Here is a 23,917-nt window from a genome sequence, read left to right on the forward strand (position 1 = left end):
GCGACCGGCATCTGAAACGATACGGAGATTTTCATGCCAACGACCCGCAACACGACCGGATGGCTTGCCGTGCGCCGCGAGCTGACGACACGCGGCAAATGGACACTCGGCGTGGCGTCCTTCCTGCTGCCGTTCGCCGTCTGGTGCCTGATCAGCTATGTGCCGTTCATCTGGCATCCGCAAATGCGCATCACGAATCCGGGTAGCGTCGACTATTTCCAGTCAGGCATGCAGATCGACCGCGACGTCTTCGACGATGAACTCGCGCATGCGCGTACGGCGCACGCGGCCGTGCCCGAAGGCGTGCGTGCGAACCCGGTCTACCTGCCCGCGCCGCACCAGGTGCTGCGCGCGTTCTACACGGCGTTCACGACCCCGCCGGCATCCCGCGACGGCGTATGGCTGCACGAGAGCCTGTGGCACAGCATCCGGATCATTTTCTGGGGCTTCGTGATCTCGTCGGCGATCGGCGTGCCGCTCGGCATCGTTTGCGGCACCTTCAGTGTGCTCGCGCGGCTGCAGGAACCGTTCCTCGAGTTCTTCCGCTACCTGCCCGCACCGGCGTTCGGCGCGCTGATGGTCGCGATCCTCGGCATCTACGATGCGCCGAAGGTCGCGATCATCGTGATCGGGACGCTCTTCCAGCAGGTACTGATCATCGCGAACACCACGCGCAAGCTCGAATACGGGCTGTTCGAGGCCGCGATGACACTCGGCACGAAGAAGCTGAAGCTGCTCACGCACGTCGTGATCCCCGGCGTGCTGCCGGACCTGTATCGCGACCAGCGGATCCTGCTCGGCTGGGCCTGGACCTACCTGATCGTCGCCGAACTCGTCGGCACGAGCTCGGGCATCACGTGGTACATCAGCCAGCAGGCGCGCTACCAGCATTTCGACAACGTGTATGCGGCGATCCTGATGATCGGGATCATCGGCCTCGGCACCGACATCGTGCTCGGGCTGCTTGGCCGCAGGCTGTTTCCGTGGGATCGCACGCTGAAAGCGTGACGCCCGTTGACGCCCACCCATCGACCGATTCCCGCAGAGGCCATCATGCAGAACCCGCAAGCCGTTCCCGATTACCTGATTCAGTCCGACGCGGTGCGCGAGCGCTTCGCGCGACTGAAAACCCGCGACGTGATACTCGACGTGCGTCATGTGGGCAAGCGCTTCCCGTCGCCGCAGGGCGAGTGCGTTGCACTCGACGACATCAGTTTCCGCACCTATCGGCGCGAATTCGTGTGCGTGATCGGCCCGTCCGGCTGCGGCAAGTCGACCCTGATCCGCATCCTGGCAGGGCTCGATGCGCAGACGAGCGGCGAGGTGCTGCTCGACGGCAAGCCCGTGCAGGGGCCGGGTGCCGATCGCGGGATGGTGTTCCAGGGCTATACGCTGTTTCCGTGGCTCACCGTGAAGAAGAACGTGATGTTCGGTCTTCGGATGAACGGCAGCAGCAGCGGCGAAGCCGAGCGCGAAGCGCTGCAGTGGCTCGATCTCGTCGGGCTGACGCGTTTCGCGGACGTGTATCCGCACCAGTTGTCGGGCGGGATGAAGCAGCGCGTGGCGATTGCCCGCGCGCTCGCGAACCGTCCGCGCATCCTGCTGATGGACGAGCCGTTCGGCGCGCTCGACGCGCAGACACGGGCGAGAATGCAGACGCATCTGCTCGACATCTGGCGCAATATCGACGTGACGATCCTGTTCATCACGCACGATCTCGACGAGGCGATCTTTCTGGCGGACCGGATTCTCGTGCTGAAGGCGAATCCGGGCGCGGTGCAGGAACTGATCGAGGTGCCCGTGCCACGCCCGCGGGACTATTCGCAGGTCAATACACCCGAGTTCATCGCGACGAAGGCGCGGCTCGAGGCGCTGATCCATCCGAAGGAGGCAGTGGCGATGGACGACGGCGTGAGGCCGCACATGATCCGCATGACGGATGTGTCGGACAACGTCGAGTAAGCCGTGACGAACACCGTCGGGCGGTCGACACTCGGGCGGTCGACACGCGTCTAGCTGCGGGCGATCGCGAGCGCCGTCGCGACATCGCCACGGCGATACGCAGCCCGGACGGCCGCTGCCGTGGCCGCGACGATTTCCGGCGGCGGTGGCTTGCGCAGGCGCACGGCGACGCGCGGCAGCGATGCGAGCTGATTCCGGAGGTCGACGATCAGCCGGCAGCAGCGAACACCGGCGGATGAAGCTTCCGGGCGCACGGCGGCGTCGGCAAGCTCGGCCGTCCACGCGACACCGCGGTGGCGCCTGACTTCGTCGAGATGCGGCAGATGGTGTGCGTCGCCCGATAACGCGATCAACAGCGCGGCCCACTGCGCGCCGCGCCATCCGTGGAGCATGCCGCGCGTGAGGTCGGCCAGCAACGCATCGTCCAGCACGGACAGGCTTTGCTGGCACAGGTAGTGGAAGTCGAGCGGCTGGTAGCGGACCTGCGGGTAGTCGCGCAGCACATGCCCGAGTTCGGCGCCGGTCTCGACGGCGGCGGCGAGAAACCGTTCGGCCGGTGCCGGACGGTTCAGGAGCAGCGTCGGTACGCTCAGGTAGAGCCGGTGGAGGTCGTCGGGGTGATAGTGCATCGCCGGTGTCGGGGTGATCGACCGGTGCGCGCGGCGCGCCGTTCGGGTTTTCTGCTGATCGCCGGACAGCAGCGCCGTGTAACGCCGCTGCATTTCATCAGGTTCGATCGCTTCGATCGTATGCCCGATCAGCCAATCGTAACCGAACGGGTCGCGAATCTTGCCGGAACGCTCGCCGTAGAACGGGTCGTGGATCGCGCGCGTCAGCTGCGCGCCGGCCGCGACCGCGGCGGCGATCGTCGCGTCGGCGTCGGCGTCGTCGACAGGCGGTTCAGCGCGGAACGCGAAAGCCGCTCGCGGTCGCGCGTTGCCGGTACTGTTTCGGCGACAGCCCCGTGAACGCGCAGCGGATCGGCGTCGAGCCGGTTCGCGATGGGTCCTGCGCCGATCGGCAGCACACGCTCGCGGCAAGGTTGGTTCCGGATCGGAAACGGCGGGTACGACGCCCGGCCCATCGCGAATCAGCGCCCGCTCTCGCAATCTGACCACGAGATGACAAAAACCGACATCGACGGATCGTGACCTCGCGCGCGGCGATATAATTCGCGCTCCGAGGGCCTTCGGGCCCGAACGCGAATACAAGACAAGAAGAAGCAGACATGGCTCCGTCTCAACCGCATGCATTGCAGCGTCCGCCCGCTGAAGTCCTGTATGCCGATCAGCTCGCCGAGCTGAAGGCGCAGGATGGCGCCCAACCACGTCCGCCGGGCTGGCAACTGAGCCTCACGGCCGCCCGTGCATTCATTGCCGGGGATCGTTCGCTCGGCATCTCGCCGAAGATCGTCGCGCCGATCGCGAGCATCGAGCGCATGCTCGTCACGCTCGCCACCGGCCGCGGGCTGATGCTGGTCGGCGAGCCGGGCACCGCGAAATCGATGCTGTCCGAGCTGCTGGCGGCTGCGATCAGCGGTACGTCGACGCTGACGATCCAGGGCGGCGCATCGATCACCGAAGACCAGATCAAGTACGGCTGGAACTACGCGTTGCTGATCAACGAAGGGCCGAGCCCGCGCGCGCTCGTGCCCGCACCGCTGTACCAGGGCATGCACGACGGCCGGATCGTGCGCTTCGAGGAAATCACGCGTGCGCCGCTGGAGGTGCAGGACTGCCTGCTCGGCATGCTGTCGGACCGTGTGATGGCGGTGCCCGAACTGCACGGCGAACACGAGATGCTGTATGCGCGCGAGGGCTTCAACATCATCGCGACCGCGAACACGCGCGACCGTGGCGTGAACGAGATGAGCGCGGCGCTCAAGCGGCGCTTCGATTTTGAAACCGTGTTTCCGATTCTCGACTTCGACAGCGAGCTCGCGCTCGTGCGCGAAGCCAGCGCGCGCCTGCTGGCCGGCAGCGGCATTCCGGCGGCGGTGCCGCAGCCGGTGCTTGAGCTGCTGGTCACCACGTTTCGGGATCTGCGCGGCGGGGCCGGCGACGCGACGGGCAGCGACGGCGCGATGGATCGGCTGACGGCGGTGATGTCGACCGCCGAAGCCGTGAACGTCGCGCATGCGGTCGGGGTGCGCGCATGGTTTCTCGAGCAGCGCGAAGGATCGCCGCAGGATCTGGTCGATTGCATCGCCGGCACGGTCGTCAAGGACAACGCCGACGATCGCGCGAAGCTGCGCCGCTACTTCGAACAGAAGGCCGCACGGCGCGAAGGGGCGCACTGGCGCGCGTACTACGCGGCACGCCACCGTCTGCCGTGACGCGCAACATGAACGCGACTGTTCACGGCGACATGCCGGGGCCGAGACGTGTTGCGCCCGCCGCGCCCTGCGCGCACGGCGACAAGGGCAGGTCGGGCGCCATCGGCGGCGTCGCAGGCATCGACGTCGGCTGACGGGCGCCGCATGCAGACCGACACGCCCAACACACCTCACATCGTCGGCATCCGGCATCACAGCCCCGCCTGCGCGCGGCTGGTGGCCGAGCGCATCCGTGCGCGGCGGCCGCGCTACGTGCTGATCGAAGGGCCGGCCGATTTCAACGACCGGCTCGACGAACTGTATCGTCCGCACCGCCTGCCGATCGCGATCTACAGCTATCTGTCCGGCGATGCTGCGCACTACGGCTCGTGGACCCCGTTCGCCGAGCATTCGCCGGAATGGCAGGCCTTGCAGGCGGGGCGCGAAGTCGGCGCGACGGTTCGCTTCATCGACCTGCCCGCGTGGCATGCAGCGTTCTCGCGGCTGGAGAACCGCTATGCCGATGTCGCGGACGCCGAACACGAGGCACGCGCCGACGCATACGAGCGCGCGCTGGCAGACACGCTTGCCGTGCAGGGCCGCGATGCGCTCTGGGACCACCTGTTCGAGGACGTCGGCGATACGCCCGATGCGCTGGACGAACTCGCACTGCGGCTGTCGACCTACTTCTCGCACCTGCGCGGCGGCGATCCGGGCTCGCTCGGCAACCAGGCGCGCGAACGGATGATGGCGCGCTGGATCGCGTGGGCGGTCGCCGAAGCCGGCGGGCAGGCGGACGACGTGCTGGTCGTCTGTGGCGGCTATCACGCGCCGGCGCTGGCGAGACTCTGGCACACGCTGCCGGCCGCGTTGCCGGATACTCCCGAACCGGGCTCGAACGACGGCGGTACCGGCACCGTGCTCGACGAACAGGCGAACGACGCCGGCGTTCCCGAGACGGATTCGAATACCGCCGACGGAGCTGCACACGGCGTCCGCTACGGCTCCTATCTCGTGCCTTACACGTTCAAGCGCCTCGACGCGTTCGCGGGCTACGCGTCGGGCATGCCTTCGCCGGCCTATTACCAGTGGGTCTGGGCGCACGGTGCCGAAGAGGCCGCACGGCGCGTGCTCGAGAACGTGATGCAGCGGCTGCGCGCGCGCAAGCTGCCGGTATCGACGGCGGACCTGATCGCCGTGCACGTGCGGGCCGAAGGGCTGGCACGTCTGCGCGGCCACGTGCGGCCGTTGCGCAGCGACTGGCTCGATGCGCTGGCCGGCGCGCTGGTGAAGGATGCGCTCGACGCGCCGCTGCCATGGACCTATCGCGGGCCGCTGCGGGCCGGCACTGATCCGGTGCTGGTCGAGGCGATGGATGCACTGGCCGGCGACGTGGCGGGCGAACTCGCGCCCGGCACGCCGCAACCGCCGCTCGTCGCCGCGGTGCGCGAGGAACTGGGCGCACTCGGTATCGTGCTGCGCGGCACGCTGACGCTCGACCTGCTGACCGACGAAGGCCGTGCGCGCAGCCGCGTGCTGCACCGGCTGGCACTGCTGCGCGTGCCAGGCATCGTGCGCCGCCGGGGCGCACAGCTTGCGATGTCGGGCGAGCGCGACGAGGTCTGGCAGCTCGGCGAGCCGCTCGAGCAGCAGGCGGCGCTGATCGAAGCCGGCGCGTGGGGCGCGACGCTGTCCGACGCGGCACGCGCGCGGCTCGAGGATGAATTGCGCCAGGCCGGCGGCCGCATCGCGCCACTCGCGGATGGCCTGAACCGCGCCGCGTGGGCCGGACTGGCGGCACTGAGCGATAAGTTGCTGGATACGCTGCGTGATGCGGTTGCGCGCGAGCAGCGCTTCGAGTGGCTCGCACCGGCGCTCGGCAACCTGTATACGCTGCTGCGTCATGGCCATCTGCTCGGCATGAACGACGCGCCGGTGTTGCGGATCGTCGTCGAGGCCGGTTTCGACCGCGCGCTATGGTTGCTGGAGCCGGCCGCCGCGCTGGCGCCGGCGGATCTCGACACGCATGTGCAGGGGCACGTCGCGCTGCGCCGGATCGTGGCCGATGTGCTGGCCGCCGCCGACGGTGATGCTCACACGCCGCTCACGGTCGAACCGTTGCGGGCGTTGGCCGTCTGGCGGCGCAAGGCGGCTGATGCGACGGCGGCACCGGCGAGTCGCGGTGCGGCGCTTGGGGCACTGCTTGCCCTCGCCGCCCATGCGAGCACCGGCGACGGCCAACCCGTTGCCGGCATCGACGATGCGATGGCGCTGCTGCAAGCAATGCCGGCGGCCGCGCTCGGCGATGCGCTCGGTGGATTGCTTGCGCTGGCGCGCGAGACATTGGCGAGCGAGCCGGCCTTCGTCGCGGGCATGGATGCGACCGTGCGCGCGCTCGACGACGCCGATTTCGTGCTCGCGCTGCCGGGGCTGCGCGGCGCGTTCGCGTGGTTGCCGCCGCAGGAGCGCGGGCGGCTCGCGGACCAGGTGCTCGCGCTGCACCAGGCGACGCACCTGTCGCGACGCGTGCTGACGGAGCGGCATGCGAACGATGCATCGCCCGAGGAGGCCGCGCACGCTGCACGCATCGAGGCGCAGGTGCTCGGCCGCTTGCGGCGCTGGGGGCTCACACCCGATCCGGAGGCGTCGTGACGCGTCGATCGTCGGGCCGCCATGCGCGCAGCTTCTTCTTCCTTCACCACGATGTCGCGCCGTCACGGCACGGAGCGGCATGGTTTCCACGAGTCCTGCCATGCCGCTGAATATCCCCGGTCCGCTCGAACGCTGGCGCCTGCTGCTCGGCGAACCGGCCGAAGCCGCGTGCGGCACGCCGGGCGCCGACGCGCAGGCCGCCGACGCGGCACTCGAATGGCTGTACGGTCGCGACGACGACCGCGCGAAGCGTGGCGAGCGCGGTGCCGGCCTCGGGCCGTCCGCGCTGAGCACGCCGGACTGGATCAACACGATTCACACGCTGTTTCCCAAAGAGGTGATCGACCGGCTCGAACGTGATGCGGTCGAGCGCTTCGGCATCGACGAAGTCGTCACGAACCTCGATGTGCTGGAGCGGATCGAGCCGTCCGAATCGCTGCTGCGCGCCGTGCTGCACACGAAGCACCTGATGAATCCCGAGGTGCTGGCGGCTGCGCGGCGGCTGGTTGCCGAAGTGGTCCGGCGCATCATGGAGCGGCTGGCGACCGAGGTGCGGCAAGCCTTCAGCGGCACGCGCGACCGGCGCCGGCGCTCCCGGATGAAGATCGCGCGCAATTTCGACTACGCGCGCACGCTGGCCGCGAACCTGCGCCACTGGCATCCCGAGCGGCGCAAGCTGTATCTCGACAGGCCGGTGTTCAACAGTCGCACGCGTCGACAGGTCGAGCCGTGGGACATCGTGCTGCTCATCGACCAGAGCGGATCGATGGTCGACTCGGTGATCCACAGCGCGGTGATGGCCGCGTGCCTGTGGCAATTGCCGGGCATGCGCACGCGGCTCGTGGCATTCGATACGTCGGTGGTCGACCTGAGCGCCGACGTATCCGACCCGGTCGAGCTGCTGATGAAGGTCCAGCTCGGCGGCGGCACGGACATCGCGAAGGCCGTCGCGTATGCGCAATCCTGCGTCGCGAATCCCGCTCGTACGATCGTCGTGCTCGTCAGCGACTTCTACGAGGGCGGCAGCGGTTACGAACTCGTGCGTCGCGTGAAGGCACTGGCCGAGAGCGGCGCGCGCGTGCTCGGGCTGGCCGCGCTCGATTCGGCGGCCGAGCCCGCGTACGACCGCGAGATGGCGGCGCGGCTCGTGAACGCCGGTGCGCAAGTCGGCGCGATGACGCCCGGGCAACTGGCCGCGTGGCTCGCCGAGAAGGTGCAGGGATGAGTGCGACGATGCGTGACGATCTGCTCGAACTGACGCCGGAGGCGCTGACCGCGCTCGCCAACGCCGGGTTCGTCAAGCGGGCACAGAAGGATGTCGCGGCCGGCGCGGTGCCGGCACTGGCTGTCGACGGCGACGGAACGGTGCACGCGTCGTTCGACGACGGCGTGCGGACCAGCCTGCCGCCGGGCCGCACCTTGCGCGATGCGGCGTGCAGTTGCACCGCGAGCGGCATGTGCCGGCATCGCGTGATGCTGGTGCTGGCCTATCAGGCGAGCGTGCAGGCGAACGAAGCGGTCGATGCGGCTGATTCGGCCGATGTGCGTGCAAGTGGAGACGGCAAGACGGGGCAGGCCGATACGCGCGACGAAGCGGCCCGCAACCGGCAGGATGCGGCGAGCGACGAAACGCGCGACGGCCCGGACGATGCGCCGCAGGATAACGACACGAACGGCACGTCGTCCGCTGATCGCGCATGGAGTCCCGCCGATTTCGACGATGCCGCGCTGGAGGCGAGCTTCGCGCCGTCGGTGCTCGAACAGGCCGCGCGCATGGCGGCTTCACGTCCCGTCGTGGCCGTGCAGCCGTCGACAGGTGGGCAGGCGTCGCCGGTTGCACGATTGCCGATGTGCACCGTGCGGTTCTTCTCGCGACGCTCGCTCGCGCATGCGCGCTGCGATTGCCGGCAGGGCAGCGGCTGCGCGCACATCGTGGTGGCCGTCTGGGCGTTTCGCCAGGCCGGCGCTCCGGCCGACGGCGCATCGGAGACGATCGTCGAGGTGCGCCCGCCGGCCGGCGACGGAGACGAGAGCGACGACGACCGGTCGCCCTTGCGCGACGACGCAGCGCACGCGTTGATCGCCGACCTCGACAAGCTGGTGCACGCGCTGTGGCGGGACGGCTCGAGCCAGCCGCCGATCGCGCTGGCCGCGCGCGTGGAGTCGTTGCGCGGCCGTTTGCGGGAGCGCGGCTGGCAGTGGGTCGACGACGCGCTCGACGAAGCCTGGCAGCTCGTGCACGCGCAGCATGCGCGCAGCAGCCGTTTCGAGCCGCTGCGGCTCGTGCGCGTGCTGGCCGAACTGTGGGCGCGCCTGCGCGCGGCGATGTCCGCCGCGACGCAGCGCGATGGTGCCGCGGTGCCGGCCCGGCAGATGCTCGGCATCGGCGTGAAGGGCGAGGTCGAACTCGATCATCTGCGGCTGGTGTCGCTCGGTGTCGAGCTGTGGGCCGACGAGGCGGAAGAGGGCGCGAGCGTGCTGTTTGCCGATCCCGACACGCAGACCGTGATGGTGCTGACGCGAAACTGGCCGCGAGCCGCCGACGCCGCGGCCGGCGCCCGGGCACCGGATCTGGCCGGCCGCCGGGTCGCGGGTTTTCCGTTGCGGCAGATCGCGGCCGGGCAGGTCGTCACGAAAACCGCAAAGCGCCGCGCGAACGGTGCGGTCGACATCGCGGCCGGCGTACGGCAGACGGGCGTGCTGCCGCTGTCACCGAAATCCTGGGACGATCTCGCTGCGCCGATCCGCCAGCCGGGCATCGCGGCGCTCGTCGCGCACCTGCGTGACGCGCTGCCCGATTTCGTGCGGCCGAGACAGGCGGCGAATGGCGCAGCGGCCGGCGCGGCCGGGTCGCTGCACGTCGTCGCGTTCGAGCCGATGACCGTGCGGTCGGTCTATTGGAATGCGGCCGCGCAGGTGCTGCACGCGCGGCTCGCGCAGGGCGAAGCCCAGGCAACCGGCGCGGGCGGCGACGATGCGCTGCACCTCGCGCTGCCGCATCGCGCCGTGGCGCCCGGCGCGGTCGATGCGCTGGCGCGTGCGCTGTCCGGCGAATGGGGAGCGTTGCGCGCGCTGGCGGGCACCGTGCGCCTGCATGCGGGCACGGCCGTGATGCGGCCGCTGGCCGTGCTGACCGAGCAGCGCGCCGTCGTGCTGCAAACCGAGGCGGCGGCACCGCATCCGCTGCCGCTGGGCGGCGGGCGCGAGCCGTTGTCCGCACGGGTCGCGCTCGCGGAGGACACGCTGGCGCTGCTGGCCGAGTGGCTGCGGCAGGGCGTGCGCCATCAGGGCGGCGGTGCGGTCGAGCGAGCGTTGGCGCAGGCCGCGCGGCTGGAGCGGGCCGGCCTTGCTCACGCAGGCCGGCTGCTGCGCGCGCTGACCGACGGCCTGCGTGCCGCGCAATCGGCGTCGATTCTGGCGCAACTGGGTTCGCTGACGTTGCTGCTGCTGGGCATCGTCGAGCAATGACGGCATGACCGTCGACCGGGCGAGCAGGCAGCGCCCGACACCGCGCATCGTCGTGCAGGTTGCACGGATCGCGGGATGAATGAACGAGAGGGCGTCGTGGCTGCCTGGCGGCCGCGGCATGCAGGCGCGGCATCGTGCTGCGTCGTCGATCCGAGTGAGAGGGAACGGATGCGTCGTTTTGAACTGATCGAAGGCAATTCCAGCAAGTTCTGGGAAGTGGAGCAGGACGGCTCCGGGCTCAATATCCGCTGGGGCCGCATCGGCACCGCGGGCCAGAGCCAGACGAAGGCGTTCGCGGACGATGCGAAGGCACGCGCAGCGCTCGACAAGCTCGTCAAGGAGAAGACCGGCAAGGGCTATGCGGAAGTTGCGGTGACAGCCGGCGCCAGCATCGGCGCGGCCGCCGCGAAGCCGCCGGCCGCCGCGCCGTCGGCAACCGCGTCCGCGGTGCCGGAGGCGTCGGGAGAGGCAGACTCGGCGGCGAGCACGCAACCCGCGGCGGTGACGGCGGCGAATGGTGCGCCGCCCGTGCCATCGGCCCAGCCGGCCGCATCGACGCCGTCTTCGACGGCCACTTCCACGTTCGCCCCCGCGCCCATGCCGCCCGTCGCGGCCGAAAGTTTCGATGCCCAGTGCGAGCGTGTCTTCGAGACCGTACGCGCACAGATCGCGAACGGCGACATGCAGCCCGGCGAGGCGCTGACGGTCGCCGTGATCAAGCGCCGCTACAACGTAGCCGACCAGGGCGCCTCGATGGCGTTCGACCTGCTGAAGTCGCGCCGGCTGCTGGTCGGCTGGGGAGCGTCGGCCACCGTGCATGAGCACGCGCAGGCGGCGGCTGTGGCGCTCGGCGAGTGGGTAGCGGCCGAGGCTGCCGCCGCACCGGCGCCTGCGGCACCCGCGGTCGCCGATAACGGCGCACCGCCGTGGCTGGCAAATGGCGACCCCGTGCGCCTGTCGCCGCAGATGCAGCGCGACGCCTATGCGTCCCGCCGCTTTCCCGTCGAGGTGAGGGTGCTCGATGTGCGTGCCGCGTGGCTGAAGATCGAAGGCAAGGACGGTTACTCGATCGACATCGGCGCGACCGATGCGGCGCTGCGCCCGGCCGTCCAGCGGATGCTCGACCGGCTGGCCGCACGTACGCCGCTCGCCGGGCCGGTGGCCGATGCGGAAGCCGACGCCGCGCTGTTCGCGCTGGCGATGACCGTGGGCGACTATCACGGCGAGACCACGATCGGCCGCCCGGTCGTCGATTACCTGGTCGCGCAATACGGCTTGACGGGCACGATCGACGTGCTGCTCGATGCATTGAAAATCCAGGTGCACGCCGACTACGACCGTCAGGCCCAGCGCCGCGTCCATCGTTTCACGACGAATGTCGACGGCCCGGTGCGCGGTAGCTGGCGCGGGCCGATCGTCGGCAGCGAGGCCGCGCTGCGCGAGTATCTCGCCGCAGCGAGCGAGGCGGACTGGCAGGCCTGCGTCGACAGGAGCGAGGCCGCGTTGCCGACGCTGCACCCGACCCGCCAGCCCATCCCCGCACTGCTGTTGCCCGATGCGCCGCACTTGTCGAATGCACTGGTGCGCCGGCTGGGCGCCGAGCGCGACGTGCCCGAGACGCTGCACTGGATGCTGCTGACCGCGACCGATCCCGACGCGATCGCCGTCGCCGCGAAAATCCGGCCGGACAGCTACGGCCATTCGTTCTGGGGGATGTCGCGGATGGTCGCAACCGCACTGCGCGAGCGTGGCACGGCGGCGTTCGACGTGCTCGAGCGCGGCGCCGCCGACGATGCGGCGGGCGATGCGCTCGCCGCGATCGGCACGCCCGACGCGGTGGCCGCGCTGGCCAAGGTCGCAAGTGGTTCAAAGGGCGCGCTCGCGCGCCTGTCGCTGTCGCTCGATCGCTGGCCGGTGGCGGGCATGGTCGCGCTGTCGCGGCTCGTGGCCGCTGGCGGCAAGGATGCCGGGCTGCTGACGCCGAGCCTGACGCGCCTGCTGCGCGCGCATACGGCGCACGTCGACGGGCTGCGGCCGTGGCTCGACGCGCCGGCACAGGCGGTGATCGACAAGCTGCTCGCGGTGCTGGCCGGCCCAGCCGAGGTCGCGTCGCCGGACGAATTGCCGGCCGTGCTGGCGGCGCCGCCGTGGCTTGCCGTGCGGCAGAAAAAGACCACTGTGCTGACGCTGGAGCCGCTCGAACTGGCGGCGATCGAATGTTGGGACGAAGCGAAGCGCAACCAGGCGAAAACACCTGGCCAGTGGGAGGTGACGCGACTCGCCGAGGCGGCGAAGGACACGTTGACGCTGGTCGCCGGCCTCGGCTTCGACGCGAGCAAGAAGTACTACGGGCCGCTCGGCGAGGCCGCGGCGAAGGCGATCCGGCAAGGCGACGCGCCGGCCTTCGTCGCCGCGTGGCGCGCGATGATCGACGCGCGCAAGCGCGAGCGGTACTTCTGGTACTCGCTGCGCGCCGAGTACCTGACGCTGCTGCCGGCGGCGGTGGCGGTCGATATCTGGAACGCGGTGGCGGGCGATTACAGCACGGCCGGCGTCAACATGCTGATGGCGACCTTTGGCTTGCCCGCGTTGCCCGGCCTCATCGCAACCGTGCGCAACAAGCCGACGGAGAATTTCGGATACGCGCTGAACTACGGCGCCATCGAATGCGCGCCGATCGCGGCCCGCGCGTTCGCGAAGCTGAAGACGTTGCGCGACGACGGCCGTGCGTGGCTGCTGAAGTTCCCCGAGCATGCGGCCTGCGGCCTGATCGCGCCGTCGCTCGGCAAGCCGGGCGAAGCGCGCGACTGCGCTGGCACCGCGCTGCGTTTGCTGCAGGCGAACGGTCACGAGGCGTTGCTGATGGACGTCGCCGCGCGCTATGCCGACGCCGCGGTGCCGCAAGCGGTGCGCGCGGTGCTCGAGGAAAGCCCGCTCGACCGTTTCCCGACCAAGCGCAGCAAGCTGCCCGAATTCTGGCAGCCGCGCGGCTGGCGCCGGCCGGTGCTGAAGAACGGGAAGGCATTGCCTGACGACGCGCTCGAATATCTCGGCCAGATGCTGACGTTCCCTACCAGTGAAGGGATCTACGGCGGCATCGACATCGTGAAGGACGCATGCACGGCGGAGTCGCTGGCCGACTTCTCGTGGGATTGCTTCAACGCATGGCTCGACGCCGGCGCGCCTGGCAAGGAAGGCTGGGCGCTCACCGCGCAGGGCTTGTTCGGCAACGACGACACCGCACGCAAGCTGACGCCGCTGATCCGCACGTGGCCCGGCGAATCGGCGCATGCACGCGCGGCGACCGGCCTCGACGTGCTGGCCTCGATCGGCAGTGACGTCGCGCTGATGCTGCTCAACGGCATTGCGCAGAAGGTCAAGTTCCGCGCGTTGCAGGACCGCGCGCGCGAGAAGATCGATGCGATCGCGGAAGCGCGTGGGCTGTCGCCCGAGGAACTGGAAGATCGTCTCGCGCCGGATCTCGGGCTCGACGCGCAGGGCACGATGCTGCTCGACTTCGGTCCGCGCGCGTTCCGGGTCGGCTTCGACGAGACGCTCAAGCCGTATGTGCGCGAGACCGGCGCCGACGGCGTGGCGGGCGCGCGGCTCGCGGACCTGCCGAAGCCGAAAAAGACCGACGATCCGGTGAAGGGCAAGGAGGCAGTCGAGCGCTTCAAGCTGCTGAAGAAGGACGCGCGCACCATCGCGAGCCAGCAGCTCGCGCGGCTCGAGGTCGCGATGTGCGGCCGCCGCCGCTGGACGCCCGAGGTGTTTCGCGCGTTTCTCGCCGAGCATCCGCTGGTGCGCCACCTGGTTCAGCGTCTCGTCTGGGGGGTGTACGAAGTCGATGACGGCGGCAACTTCGGCGGCGCGCTGAAGGCCTGCTTCCGCGTGGCGGAAGACGGCACCGCGGCCACGGCCGACGACGATGCGTTCACGTTGCCGGAAGGCGCGACGATCCGCATCGGCGTGCCGCATGCGCTGGAAATCGCGCCGGCCGATGCCGCCGCGTTCGGGCAGGTGTTCGCCGACTACGAACTGCTGCAGCCGTTCGCACAGCTCGGCCGCGACGTGTACCGGCTGACCGATGATGAGCGCAAGGGGCGGCTGCTCGAACGCTGGAAGGGCGTCAAGGTACCGACCGGCCGCGTGCTCGGGCTCGTCAACAAGGGCTGGCGCCGCGGCCAGGTGGAGGATGGCGGTTGCATCTGGTATTTCACGAAGCCGCTCGGCGCGGGCAAGGCGATCGAGCTGTCGCTTGACCCGGGGATCATCGTCGGGGCCGTCGACATGTATCCGGATCAGGAGCTCGGTGCGTTGCAAGCCGGTTCGCCGTCGAACTGGGGCAGCATTCGCGAGGCTGACTCGTTGTCGACGCTCGACGAGATTTCGGCGAGCGAGTTGATCCGCGATCTGGAAGGGATGCGCGAGTAACGCTTGACGGGCGGGTGGGGAGGGGCGTTTGTGGCGTTGCGCCGGCATACGGGCTGTTGGTCGTCCGTAGGCCGGAAGCCCGGACTCCACACGCGCCAAGCCAAGGGCCTGGCGCCACAGGCGAGCTGCGGCGCGACGGTAGGCTCGGCGCGGGTCATGCGAGGCATCTCATCGGAATGTCGCAAAGAAGGCTTGCTCCGCGACTTCGCACGAGGATTGCGCGAGCGGGAATTGGCAATACATGGTCACCGCGGTACCGGCGTCGTTGCCCAGGGTGGTGGGCGAATACCGCCGATACCCGGGAAACGACGCACGTCACTCATCCTCATCGAATTCGACATGAAGACAACGATTACCCTTCGGATGCTGGTGCGCATTGCACTTCTGCCGGCATCTTTCTGGATCGCCGGCTCTGTGTACGCCGCCTCCTTCAATTGTCATCTGGTCAAACACCCGGCGGAACAAACGATATGCGCCGTCCCCGAGTTGTCGAAACTCGACGATCAGCTCGCGATCGCGTGGTCGCTCGCGCCGGAACGTGTCATGAAGGGGTACGGCTCGTCCGGCCTCAACGATTTAAAGGATTATCAGCGCGGCTGGCGACTGCAACGGGATGCCTGCGCACAAGACGTTGACTGCCTGCGCACCAGCTATCTCCGGCGGCTGCAGCAGCTTTCCGAGCCCAACCCCGAAATCGTGCGCGACATCAATGGCTTCCATTGGTCGCAAACCTGGACGCTCCTTGAAATCTCGTCCAAGCCGCTGCCACGTGATCGCGGCGGGATCATCATGATCAATGTCAACCCGTATGCCGATGCGGCACGGCTGACGTTCGACGCGTCATCATGGAACGGTGAAAACAGCGGACGGGAATACAAGGCCGACGCCGTCGTGCGTGCCGACGGCAAGGCATTCCACGTTGGCGCCGACGGCTGCCAGCTCGATTTCGCCATTCACGGCGCGCAGATGGAGGTCGAACAGCGCGGTCAATGCGGGAAAGTGCTCGGCCACGGCAGCGACGTCGATTTCCGAGGCACGTATATCGACGAAGCGCACGCTCCGAACAAGGGCTTCGAATTTGAATGATCGCCTGAACCGCACGTCGGCAAGCCGACATCGCGTCCGCCTCGGCTACGCCGGCATCGCACATCCGGCTGCGCGAACTCGCGCCGTTGTGTGCAAGGGCAGTCGAGGATGACGACGATGAAGCCGACGACGAACGGCGCGACTGGCACGCGGCCCGGCAACGACTCGACGCGCTCGGCGAGCGACAGGGCAGGGAAGCCGATGCGTTACGGGAGGCCGTCGATACGCTCATGCTGCCGCTGATGGCGATCTCGATGCGCGATCGCGACAATCACCGCAATCGCGTCGCCGACACCGCGCTGCGGGCGTTGCGGGACCGGATGGCCGACAACGTCAGTTCGACGTTCGACCAACTGCACTTTCTGCGCGCCGCGTCTGCGTTGCACTACGAACCGGAGTGCGTCGTCGTGCTGCCGGCTTCAGGCGAGGGCTTCATTGCCAGCGCGCATGCGGTCAACAACACGTTCCACGCGCTCACGCTGCTGCACCGCCTGATCGGCGAACATGCGCGAACGCTACGCGTCCGCAAGCCGATCGCGCCGAGGATCGGCGACGAACAGCGAAACACGTCAGAGTTTCAATGGCTCGCGCGCGTCGTCGTATTCCCGCGAAATATCCTTGTTCGTATAGTCCCCGAGCTTCGATGCGGCGACCACGCTCAGCACCGCACATACCAGCACGTACGCCGCGATCGCATACCCCGAATGGTAGTAGGCAAACAGCGCCGTTGCGATCAGCGGTGCCGGGCCACCGGCAATGACCGAAGCGAGCTGATAGCCCATCGACGCACCGCTATACCGTAACCGCCCTGTGAACGACTCGGCAATCAATGCAGCCTGCGGCCCATACATCATCGAATGCGGGACCAGCGACAGCACGATGGCCGCGAAGATCCATACCGGATTCCGGCTGTCGACCATTGCGAAGTAGAGGAATCCGAACACACCGACGGCAGCCGCACCGATCATGTACATCCGCCGCCGCCCGATAAGATCCGACACGTGCCCGAACAGCGGAATGGTGAAGAACTCGACCACAGACGCGACCAGCACTGCCGCCAGCAGCAGTTCGCGCGTGACGCCCAACGCCGTGATCCCGTAAGTGAACACGAACGCCGTATAGATATAGAACGGCGCCTGTTCGGCCATCCGAGCAAACGCTGACAGCACGATATCCCTCGGCTGCTTGCGCAGCACTTCGAGCATCGGCGTCTTCTCGATCCTGCGCTCGGCCAGCAGCTTCGCGAAGATCGGCGTCTCGAGAATATTCAGCCGGATATAGAGCCCGATCGCAACCAGGACGATGCTGAGGAAAAACGGCACGCGCCAGCCCCACGCGAGGAAACTGCTTCCGGAAAACCAGCTCATGGCCAGCACGGCGAGGTTGGCGAGGAACAATCCCGCTGGCACGCCGAACTGCGGCCACGAAGCGACGAAACCGCGATGCGCATTGGTGCGCGCCCACTCCATCGACATCAGGACCGAGCCGCCCCATTCGCCACCCACGCCGACGCCCTGGATGAAGCGCAGCACCGTGAGGATGACGGCACCCCAGATGCCGATCGAGGCGTAGGTCGGAACGAAGGCCACGGCGAACGTGGCGAGCCCCATCAGCAACAGGGTCACGATCAGTGTGGCCTTGCGTCCGATGCGGTCGCCGTAATGGCCGAAGATTGCCGCGCCGACCGGCCGTGCGACAAAGCCGACGGCATAGATCAGGAACGCCTGCAGCGTGCCGACGAGAGGGTGGGATTGCGGGAAATACAGCTTTGCGAAGACCAGGCCGGTGACCGTGCTGTAGAGGAAAAAGTCATACCATTCGATCGTGGTGCCAATCGTGCTGGCGACGACGGCGCGGTGCAACTGGCGCCGGGATTCCTCGTCGGAGAGGGGCGTGGCCGCGGATTGCATGGCAGCCATTTTGATATCTCCCTGATAAAGGGCGATAGAGAAATAAACGATACGCCCCGCGACCGGTTGCGGCAAGTGCAAGTGGCGAATGACTCGAACGGCGTTCAGGCCTTTCAGTTAGACATCCTGATGTATCGCGATATGACGTGTAATTATCATTCGATGCGGAAGGAGTGGGGTGGCGATCGCGAGCGGGCTGGATCTGACGGCCAGCGGTGCCGTGGGAGCCGAGTCTGCGTGAAGTGCCGCATCATCCGCCGGCTCGTCGCGTCGTCCACGTACACCAGCAGCGTGCAGGCCGGCGCACGGTCCTCGAACCACCGGTGGTCGCTACCGTCGATCTGGATCAGTTCACCGAGGCAAGAGCGCCGCGCTCGCGGCTGGTAGACCTTCGGCGGACGCTGTCGGCGCGGAATCCACAAGCCAGCGTCCGTCATCAGCTTCCTGACCGTCTCCTTGGCCAGCCGAATGCCGTGACACTCCCAGAACTTCTCGCAGGCCAGCGTCGGCCCGAAATCGGCGTAGCGATCGCGGATGATCGAGAGAGCCCGGTCGGCGGCCCCTGGGTCCAGGCGACGGTTGCCGGGACCGCCACGCTTACGCGAAGCTAGTCCACCTGCGCCGGATTCCCGATAGCGGATCACCAGACGTTCGATCTGCCGCACTGTCAGCCCCAGCCGTTCGGCTGCACGGCCGGGCTTCAAGCCCATATCCACCACAGCCTGGATCACCTTCAGACGGTCGAGTTCTCGCATGTTCAATGTCACCAGTGCCGTTCGGTGCATCGCCGACTCCATGATCTGACCGGGAGCCGGCAAGCTTACCGAGGTCCAAACACGACATTTCTAAATGGCTAGAACACGACATTTCTAAAAAGCTACTACAACACAAACTGTCGATAATTCACGTTATGTCAAATTTAGTTCGCAGAGTTACTACAATGATCCGGGCAACCAAAGCATCGCTGTCCCCGGCACCTCGCGCCAGGCAACGGCGTAACAGGCCCGAAATCGCCTCCGTCGAAACGCCTGCCGCGACCAAGCGTTTTATCAGGCCGGCTCCTGCCAAACATCCTCGTATCCTTGGTCGTCGACGATGAAACGCGTGCCGGGCGGCAACCGAAGATACTTGATGACGAGCGGCAGCATTTGCTGAAGATGCTCCGTATGCACCGGCTGATAAAAGTCATCGGCGTCCGAGTATTCGCCGCAATGGAAATACCAACTGATGTTATCGTCCGGGCGACGTTCCAGACGCGTGCCATAAACGGGCATCTGCCCCACTGTCGACGTCGCGAAGGCGACCATGTTCTCCACGGCGGTTTCGTGCAACCCGTATCGTTCGCATACTTCGCGCTGCATGTCTGCTATGGCTGTTTCGTGTTGTGATTCCATCTTTGCACTCCAGGTGTGCGTTCAGATATTCAACATCTTCTTCATCGGATATGAAGGGCCTTTTTCATTGCCCGCGAAAAGCCCGACGCTTTGCCCCCTTGAGATCGAGAACAATCGGGGCAATGCGGTTGCACCGCGGCAATTGACGTTTGCACCGTGACGTCGTTCGTTCCGGTTCGATAATACTCGACCACGAGCGCATCGATATGGTCGGCAACCATCGTTGTGGCTGTCTGATTGCACGCCACGCATGGCTTGCCCTGCACTGACCTCGTCTGCGCCGTGGTCGGTCCGCATTGGGAATTGCGCGAGTACGCCGTTGTGATGCCGGATTTGGGTTTGAACAAGGACTTGTCGGGGATACCCAGGGAGACGATCGGGACCGTGTTCCCGTGACCGTCGATCGTGTTTGCAAGACCATAAGGGTCGATCCAGGCGGCCGGGTTCGGTGCATATCGATAGAGTGCCGAACCTCCCTCGATGCAGCTCGGGTCCTGGCTGATGAACTGCCCGATTCCCGGGTCGAGATATCGATATCTGTTGTAGCAAAATCCGGTTTCTTCGTCGTAGTACTGTCCCTGAAGCCGAATGGGCTGATCGAACGATGGCCAGTCTTTCGGCTGTATCGGCGTGTTGCTCGACCATGTGGCATAACTCGCTTCCCACGCAATTCGGCCACGCTCGTCAACAACGCGGACTGGCGCCCCATTAGGGTCGTTATGGAAGAAGTAGACCGTGCTGACGGGGCGATATGACGCCGGCTGCTGGCGCGTAGCCGACGTCGTGTTCGGAGCGGAATAGTCGGCGATCGCCGTGGGTGACCGAATCTCATCGAGTGAAGGCGCGCCTCCGGGCTCGACACCGGCATGCTCTGACACGGGTGGAGGTATGCGCGAGTCGAGGGTTCGATGAACCACGGCGAGCGGTCGAAACGTATCGGGATAGTGGATCCAGTCCCGTACGTCCCGTCGGATCAGCACACTTTGTGTCTGGCTATTTTTCTCGTCTGACTGGTCGGAGCGGAGTTCGCTTGAGAGGACGTCGCCGTCCCAAAAGAATTGACGAACAGAGGTGTGGCTGGATTCAAGCCGGCGCGACGAAGTGATTTTCCTGATCCGCCGGCGAAATGCATCGTATTCGTACCGTACGCGGAGGTGATGATCGTCGTTGGTGTCGCCTTGCCCGGCGCGACGAGTCGTCAGCGTCTCGGCCAACTGCCCTGCAGCGTCCCACCGCAGAGTAATCTCCTGGTGCGCCTCGCGCTTATGGACGAGATTGCCGGCACGATCGAATACGTAATGACTGTCTTCGTGCACGCCTTCCCGACGCCATGCCGGCGATGCGGTTTCGCCTCGTAGCGCGCCTGACTGGAACACCCGGGTGTTGAGCAGATCTCCGGCGGGGTCGTACGTGAAGCGGCGTGTCGCGCCTGCGCAGTCGATATGTGCGACGACCTGCCCGACCGGATCGTATTGAAACTGCTCGATGCCGGTCCGGGAGTCACGTCGCTCGATCAGGTCGCCGTTCGCATCGTACGCGTATTCGATCGCGAACATTTCCCCGGTATCGGCAAGCAGAGCCTGCCGGGACAAACGTCCCTTGGCTTCGTACGACATTTCGCGTCGCAGCGCGTCACCCAGTCGTTCGTCGCGAATCTGGCCAAGTGCATCCCGTTCGATGATGATTGGCGCGTGTCCATCGATCTCGATCCGGACGACCGCATTCAGTGCGTCATAGTTGTAACGAATCGACTGCTCGACGATTTCACTGCCCGCAACGAGGCGCGTTCGTCGTTCGATTCGATTACCGGTTGCGTCATATCGATTGAAAAGTGTAAAGTCGTCGCCCTGTCGTTCCTCGACCAGCCTGCCGTCGTCGTCATATCTGAATTCGAGGTGAGAGGATGCGGTCGACGCGCGAATGAGATCGCCGTGTTCGTCGTAGTGAAAGCAGTCAGTCCGAACACCGTCGTGTCGGTCGGGATCAGGAATGCGTTTCTCGACGATTCGCCCTAGTTCGTCATATCGATACTCGATGGCCCGGCCACGCGGGTCGACGCTACGCAAGAGTTCCCCGGTCGTCCCGTATTCGTAAACGCGCGACTGTCCCCAGTAGTCGATTTCTTCAACGATTCTGCCGAGCGCGTCGCGCTTGAGCAGATAGGACTCTCCGCGCTCGTTGACGACCTGGGCGAGCTGCCCTTCAGTGTCATAGCGATACTGGACTTCAGTGCCATCGGGCTGAATCCGCTTTGCGATTTCTCCCAGCGGCGTATAGGCAAGACGCGTCACATTGCCGACCGGGTCGCGATACCGCAAGAGATGGCCATCCGGGTCATAGCTGCAGTGAATCTCGCGTCCGTCCCATTCGATGGCGCGTACCAGTCGTCCGCAGGCATCTCTCTCGTAACGATTTTGGTGCCCCGCTGCATCGAGGGAGCTTATGACATAGCCACGTGCGTCGCGTTCGTATTGCGTCGGGTGTCCAAGCGCATCGACCATCGTGGTCAGGTTGCCGTATCGGTCGTAACCGAACGTCGTTACGTCACCTTGCGGACCGGCACAGGACGTCACACGACCTAGTTTGTCGTATGCATATCTGAACGTCGCCTGGGATGGCGTGGTGCGACTCATCAGACGACCGCGAGCGTCCCATTCGTATCGAAATTGACGCCCCCCGGCCCCGGTCACGCAAACCGGCTTGTGATTGCTGTCGTATTCGGCCCGAACCGATCGACCATCCGGCATGAACTGTGCGATCAGATTGCCATTCGCGTCGTATTCCCACCGAGACGTACGACCTATCGGGTCGATACGGGCGCAGGTGCGCCACTGGCTGTCGTAACGATAACTGGTCATGCCGCCGAGCACATCTATTTCGGCGATCGGCACACGACGTTCATTCAGCTGAATGACGGCAACGTGTCCCAGGGATTCGATAATACGAGTCTGGTTTCGAGCGAGGTCGTATTCGAAGCGATAGTCGAGCACCCCTTCGTCGCCCCACGCATGGTCGACGCGCCACGCGCCGTCGGCACTTCGTCGATGGCTATAGTGAAACGAAACACCACTGGCACTGACGTGCCGAGTCATCCGATTGCCGCTTTCATAGTCGAAGCGGCGCGGATTGCTCATGGCATCGAGTGCCGCGACGAGGTTCCGGTCACGATCGTGTTCGTAACGTACCAGCGGATACACGTGTCCGTCAGCGTTGGTCAGTGTCATCACCGCTGTCAGGCCGTCGTGCCCGTCAACGTCGGCATTCGAGCGACATTCGATGCGTCGTCCCGTCAGTCCTTCGATGCCATGTTCGACGATCCGTGACACGTGACCCGACGAACTGCGCTCGAACAGCCACGCATGACCATAGAGGTCACCGATCCAGTCGAGCATCAGCGTTAGTGAGGGCGCGCCGGATAACCTGTCGACGATCGTGTCCCACGGATGCGGCAACAGGAATCCGTATTCGATTCCCTCGTCCGTACGCAATACCAATTGGTTGTCACGAAAGTACAGCGCATGGCCACACTGCCAGTCAGTGGCGCGCGTTGCCCACCCCTCGTGCATGGGCACTTCGTCGAATGCCGTGGCATGGTCGACAAAGTAGATCGCTGCGCCGATTCCGTCGTCGCGCGAAATGAGATTCAAATGGATGTCTGCCGGCGTACTCCATCCGACGCCAATAGTACCGAGGCGTTGCGCACGGCTCGCATAACACCGGGTCCACTCAAGAGGAAGATGTCCGGTAATCGTGAAGTCGTGTTGCGCGACGATGACTTCGCCGGTTGTGACATCAACAGGCTCTGCATGCAGGACGTTGCATTTCAGAAACCCCGGCTTCAAATTCAATTTGTCCGCCAGCGCCTTCGCCCATTTCGACCCCTGAAACGCCTTGAACAACCCCTTCGCCGCCGCGGCCATGTTCATGATCGGCGGCCCGCCGACCAACACGGGCCTTCCTGCCGGAATCGGCAGCATCACCGAACTCGGCATCGACGGATAAGTCCGATCCGTATGCGCGCTGTTATGCGGCGGCGGCTCCATCCCGATCGACCAGCAACTCAACGCCTCCAGCGCCATGTACGACATTGGATCGTTGTTGGCGAGCACCGTCTTGCTGCCCATGAACGATTCCCCGTCATTTGACGGTTCGAACTCGGCCGGCGGCGGGGCGAACGATTCGCCAAGCGGAAAATGCAATCCCGGAACGTGATACGCATGCGTCCCGGCCGTGGCCCGCATCATGCCGTTCACGAAAATCGGCCTGCCACTGCCGCCCCCCGATCCGACGTTCGAGCCAAGATCGTCGCTGATGCGATTCTTGATCTTGTTGGCGGCTCTCGCCAGTTTCACCCCCTCGGCGACAGTGGGGTTGTCCTCGAGGTCTGGTAGCTTGCCGCCGCCGATCAGTTCATTGACCTGCTGGCTCGCTTCATCGGCGAGGTGTTCGAGCTTCTTCGCATCTTCAGGATGATCTTCGATGTACTCGGTCACCTTCTCCTGCACGATCATCATGGCGATGCAACCGACCACGGCCTTCGCCGCCTCGACGTATTCGCGCAGATCGAGCATGAAACCAACGTGCGGATGCGGCAGGAACACCGGCGGCGTTGCCGGCGTAACCAGTACCGAATGAACGTCCACGCCAACAACGGGATCGAGATGCTTGACGGCTGGAAGTGCCACGGTTTCGGTCCC

11 protein-coding genes and 2 pseudogenes are annotated in these 23,917 nt (G+C 66.1%); 8 read left to right on the forward strand and 5 right to left on the reverse strand.

Annotation, left to right across the window (positions count from 1 at the left end; genetic code table 11):
- Window positions 1–33: 33 nt before the first annotated feature.
- Both B7G54_RS02340 and B7G54_RS02345 read left to right on the forward strand, forming a co-directional pair.
- On the forward strand, window positions 34–1,008 hold the full coding sequence (locus B7G54_RS02340) for an ABC transporter permease (protein ID WP_085037573.1): 975 nt from the start codon (window positions 34–36) through the stop codon (window positions 1,006–1,008).
- Window positions 1,009–1,053: 45 nt separating this feature from the next.
- Window positions 1,054–1,962, forward strand: coding sequence for an ABC transporter ATP-binding protein (locus B7G54_RS02345; RefSeq protein ID WP_085037574.1), 909 nt, complete (start codon window positions 1,054–1,056; stop codon window positions 1,960–1,962).
- Window positions 1,963–2,645: 683 nt separating this feature from the next.
- Here the strand turns inward: B7G54_RS02345 and B7G54_RS02355 are convergent.
- Window positions 2,646–2,843 (reverse strand): annotated as a pseudogene (locus B7G54_RS02355) (VOC family protein); the annotation flags it as partial.
- Window positions 2,844–3,190: 347 nt separating this feature from the next.
- On the opposite strand from B7G54_RS02355, the gene B7G54_RS02365 reads away from it, so the two are divergent.
- The 6 genes from B7G54_RS02365 to B7G54_RS39505 all read left to right on the forward strand — a co-directional run bounded on the left by B7G54_RS02365 (window position 3,191) and on the right by B7G54_RS39505 (window position 15,916).
- Window positions 3,191–4,297, forward strand: coding sequence for an ATP-binding protein (locus B7G54_RS02365; RefSeq protein WP_085037576.1), 1,107 nt, complete (start codon window positions 3,191–3,193; stop codon window positions 4,295–4,297).
- 144 nt (window positions 4,298–4,441) lie between these two features.
- On the forward strand, window positions 4,442–6,928 hold the full coding sequence (locus tag B7G54_RS02370; RefSeq protein WP_085037577.1) for a DUF5682 family protein: 2,487 nt from the start codon (window positions 4,442–4,444) through the stop codon (window positions 6,926–6,928).
- Between the two features lie 100 nt (window positions 6,929–7,028).
- The gene (locus B7G54_RS02375) at window positions 7,029–8,153 is read left to right on the forward strand and encodes a vWA domain-containing protein (protein WP_085037578.1); all 1,125 of its coding nucleotides are present in this window, start codon (window positions 7,029–7,031) and stop codon (window positions 8,151–8,153) included.
- A gap of 8 nt (window positions 8,154–8,161) precedes the next feature.
- Window positions 8,162–10,396 (forward strand): SWIM zinc finger family protein, encoded by a 2,235-nt coding sequence (locus B7G54_RS02380; RefSeq protein WP_341866370.1) that lies wholly within the window; start codon window positions 8,162–8,164, stop codon window positions 10,394–10,396.
- 168 nt (window positions 10,397–10,564) lie between these two features.
- Window positions 10,565–14,830 carry a DUF4132 domain-containing protein gene (locus tag B7G54_RS02385; RefSeq protein ID WP_085037580.1) on the forward strand — a complete coding sequence of 1,422 codons (4,266 nt, stop codon included), beginning with the start codon at window positions 10,565–10,567 and terminating at the stop codon, window positions 14,828–14,830.
- Window positions 14,831–15,169: 339 nt separating this feature from the next.
- The gene (locus B7G54_RS39505; RefSeq protein ID WP_244289239.1) at window positions 15,170–15,916 is read left to right on the forward strand and encodes a lysozyme inhibitor LprI family protein; all 747 of its coding nucleotides are present in this window, start codon (window positions 15,170–15,172) and stop codon (window positions 15,914–15,916) included.
- 569 nt (window positions 15,917–16,485) lie between these two features.
- Here the strand turns inward: B7G54_RS39505 and B7G54_RS02405 are convergent.
- The 4 genes and pseudogenes from B7G54_RS02405 to B7G54_RS02420 form a co-directional block, all read right to left on the reverse strand.
- Entirely contained in the window at window positions 16,486–17,835 is a 1,350-nt protein-coding gene (locus tag B7G54_RS02405) for an MFS transporter (protein ID WP_085037583.1), read from the reverse strand.
- 221 nt (window positions 17,836–18,056) lie between these two features.
- Window positions 18,057–18,611, reverse strand: a pseudogene (locus B7G54_RS02410) (helix-turn-helix domain-containing protein); the annotation flags it as partial.
- 264 nt (window positions 18,612–18,875) lie between these two features.
- A complete protein-coding gene (locus B7G54_RS02415; RefSeq protein WP_165765535.1) occupies window positions 18,876–19,220 on the reverse strand; it encodes an immunity protein Imm33 domain-containing protein in 345 nt (114 codons plus the stop codon).
- A gap of 41 nt (window positions 19,221–19,261) precedes the next feature.
- On the reverse strand, window positions 19,262–23,905 hold the full coding sequence (locus B7G54_RS02420; protein WP_085037585.1) for an RHS repeat-associated core domain-containing protein: 4,644 nt from the start codon (window positions 23,903–23,905) through the stop codon (window positions 19,262–19,264).
- Window positions 23,906–23,917 lie beyond the last annotated feature (12 nt).

Origin of the sequence: Burkholderia puraquae (genome assembly GCF_002099195.1) — a bacterium.
In the GTDB taxonomy this organism is placed as follows: domain Bacteria; phylum Pseudomonadota; class Gammaproteobacteria; order Burkholderiales; family Burkholderiaceae; genus Burkholderia; species Burkholderia puraquae.

What these genes read in the sequence shown, in the direction of transcription:
- B7G54_RS02340 (WP_085037573.1), top strand. Translation starts at nt 34, where the DNA reads ATGCCAACGACCCGCAACACGACCGGATGGCTTGCCGTGCGCCGCGAG.
- B7G54_RS02345 (WP_085037574.1), top strand. Translation starts at nt 1,054, where the DNA reads ATGCAGAACCCGCAAGCCGTTCCCGATTACCTGATTCAGTCCGACGCG.
- B7G54_RS02365 (WP_085037576.1), top strand. Translation starts at nt 3,191, where the DNA reads ATGGCTCCGTCTCAACCGCATGCATTGCAGCGTCCGCCCGCTGAAGTC.
- B7G54_RS02370 (WP_085037577.1), top strand. Translation starts at nt 4,442, where the DNA reads ATGCAGACCGACACGCCCAACACACCTCACATCGTCGGCATCCGGCAT.
- B7G54_RS02375 (WP_085037578.1), top strand. Translation starts at nt 7,029, where the DNA reads ATGCCGCTGAATATCCCCGGTCCGCTCGAACGCTGGCGCCTGCTGCTC.
- B7G54_RS02380 (WP_341866370.1), top strand. Translation starts at nt 8,162, where the DNA reads ATGCGTGACGATCTGCTCGAACTGACGCCGGAGGCGCTGACCGCGCTC.
- B7G54_RS02385 (WP_085037580.1), top strand. Translation starts at nt 10,565, where the DNA reads ATGCGTCGTTTTGAACTGATCGAAGGCAATTCCAGCAAGTTCTGGGAA.
- B7G54_RS39505 (WP_244289239.1), top strand. Translation starts at nt 15,170, where the DNA reads ATGAAGACAACGATTACCCTTCGGATGCTGGTGCGCATTGCACTTCTG.
- B7G54_RS02405 (WP_085037583.1), bottom strand. Translation starts at nt 17,835, where the DNA reads ATGGCTGCCATGCAATCCGCGGCCACGCCCCTCTCCGACGAGGAATCC.
- B7G54_RS02415 (WP_165765535.1), bottom strand. Translation starts at nt 19,220, where the DNA reads ATGGAATCACAACACGAAACAGCCATAGCAGACATGCAGCGCGAAGTA.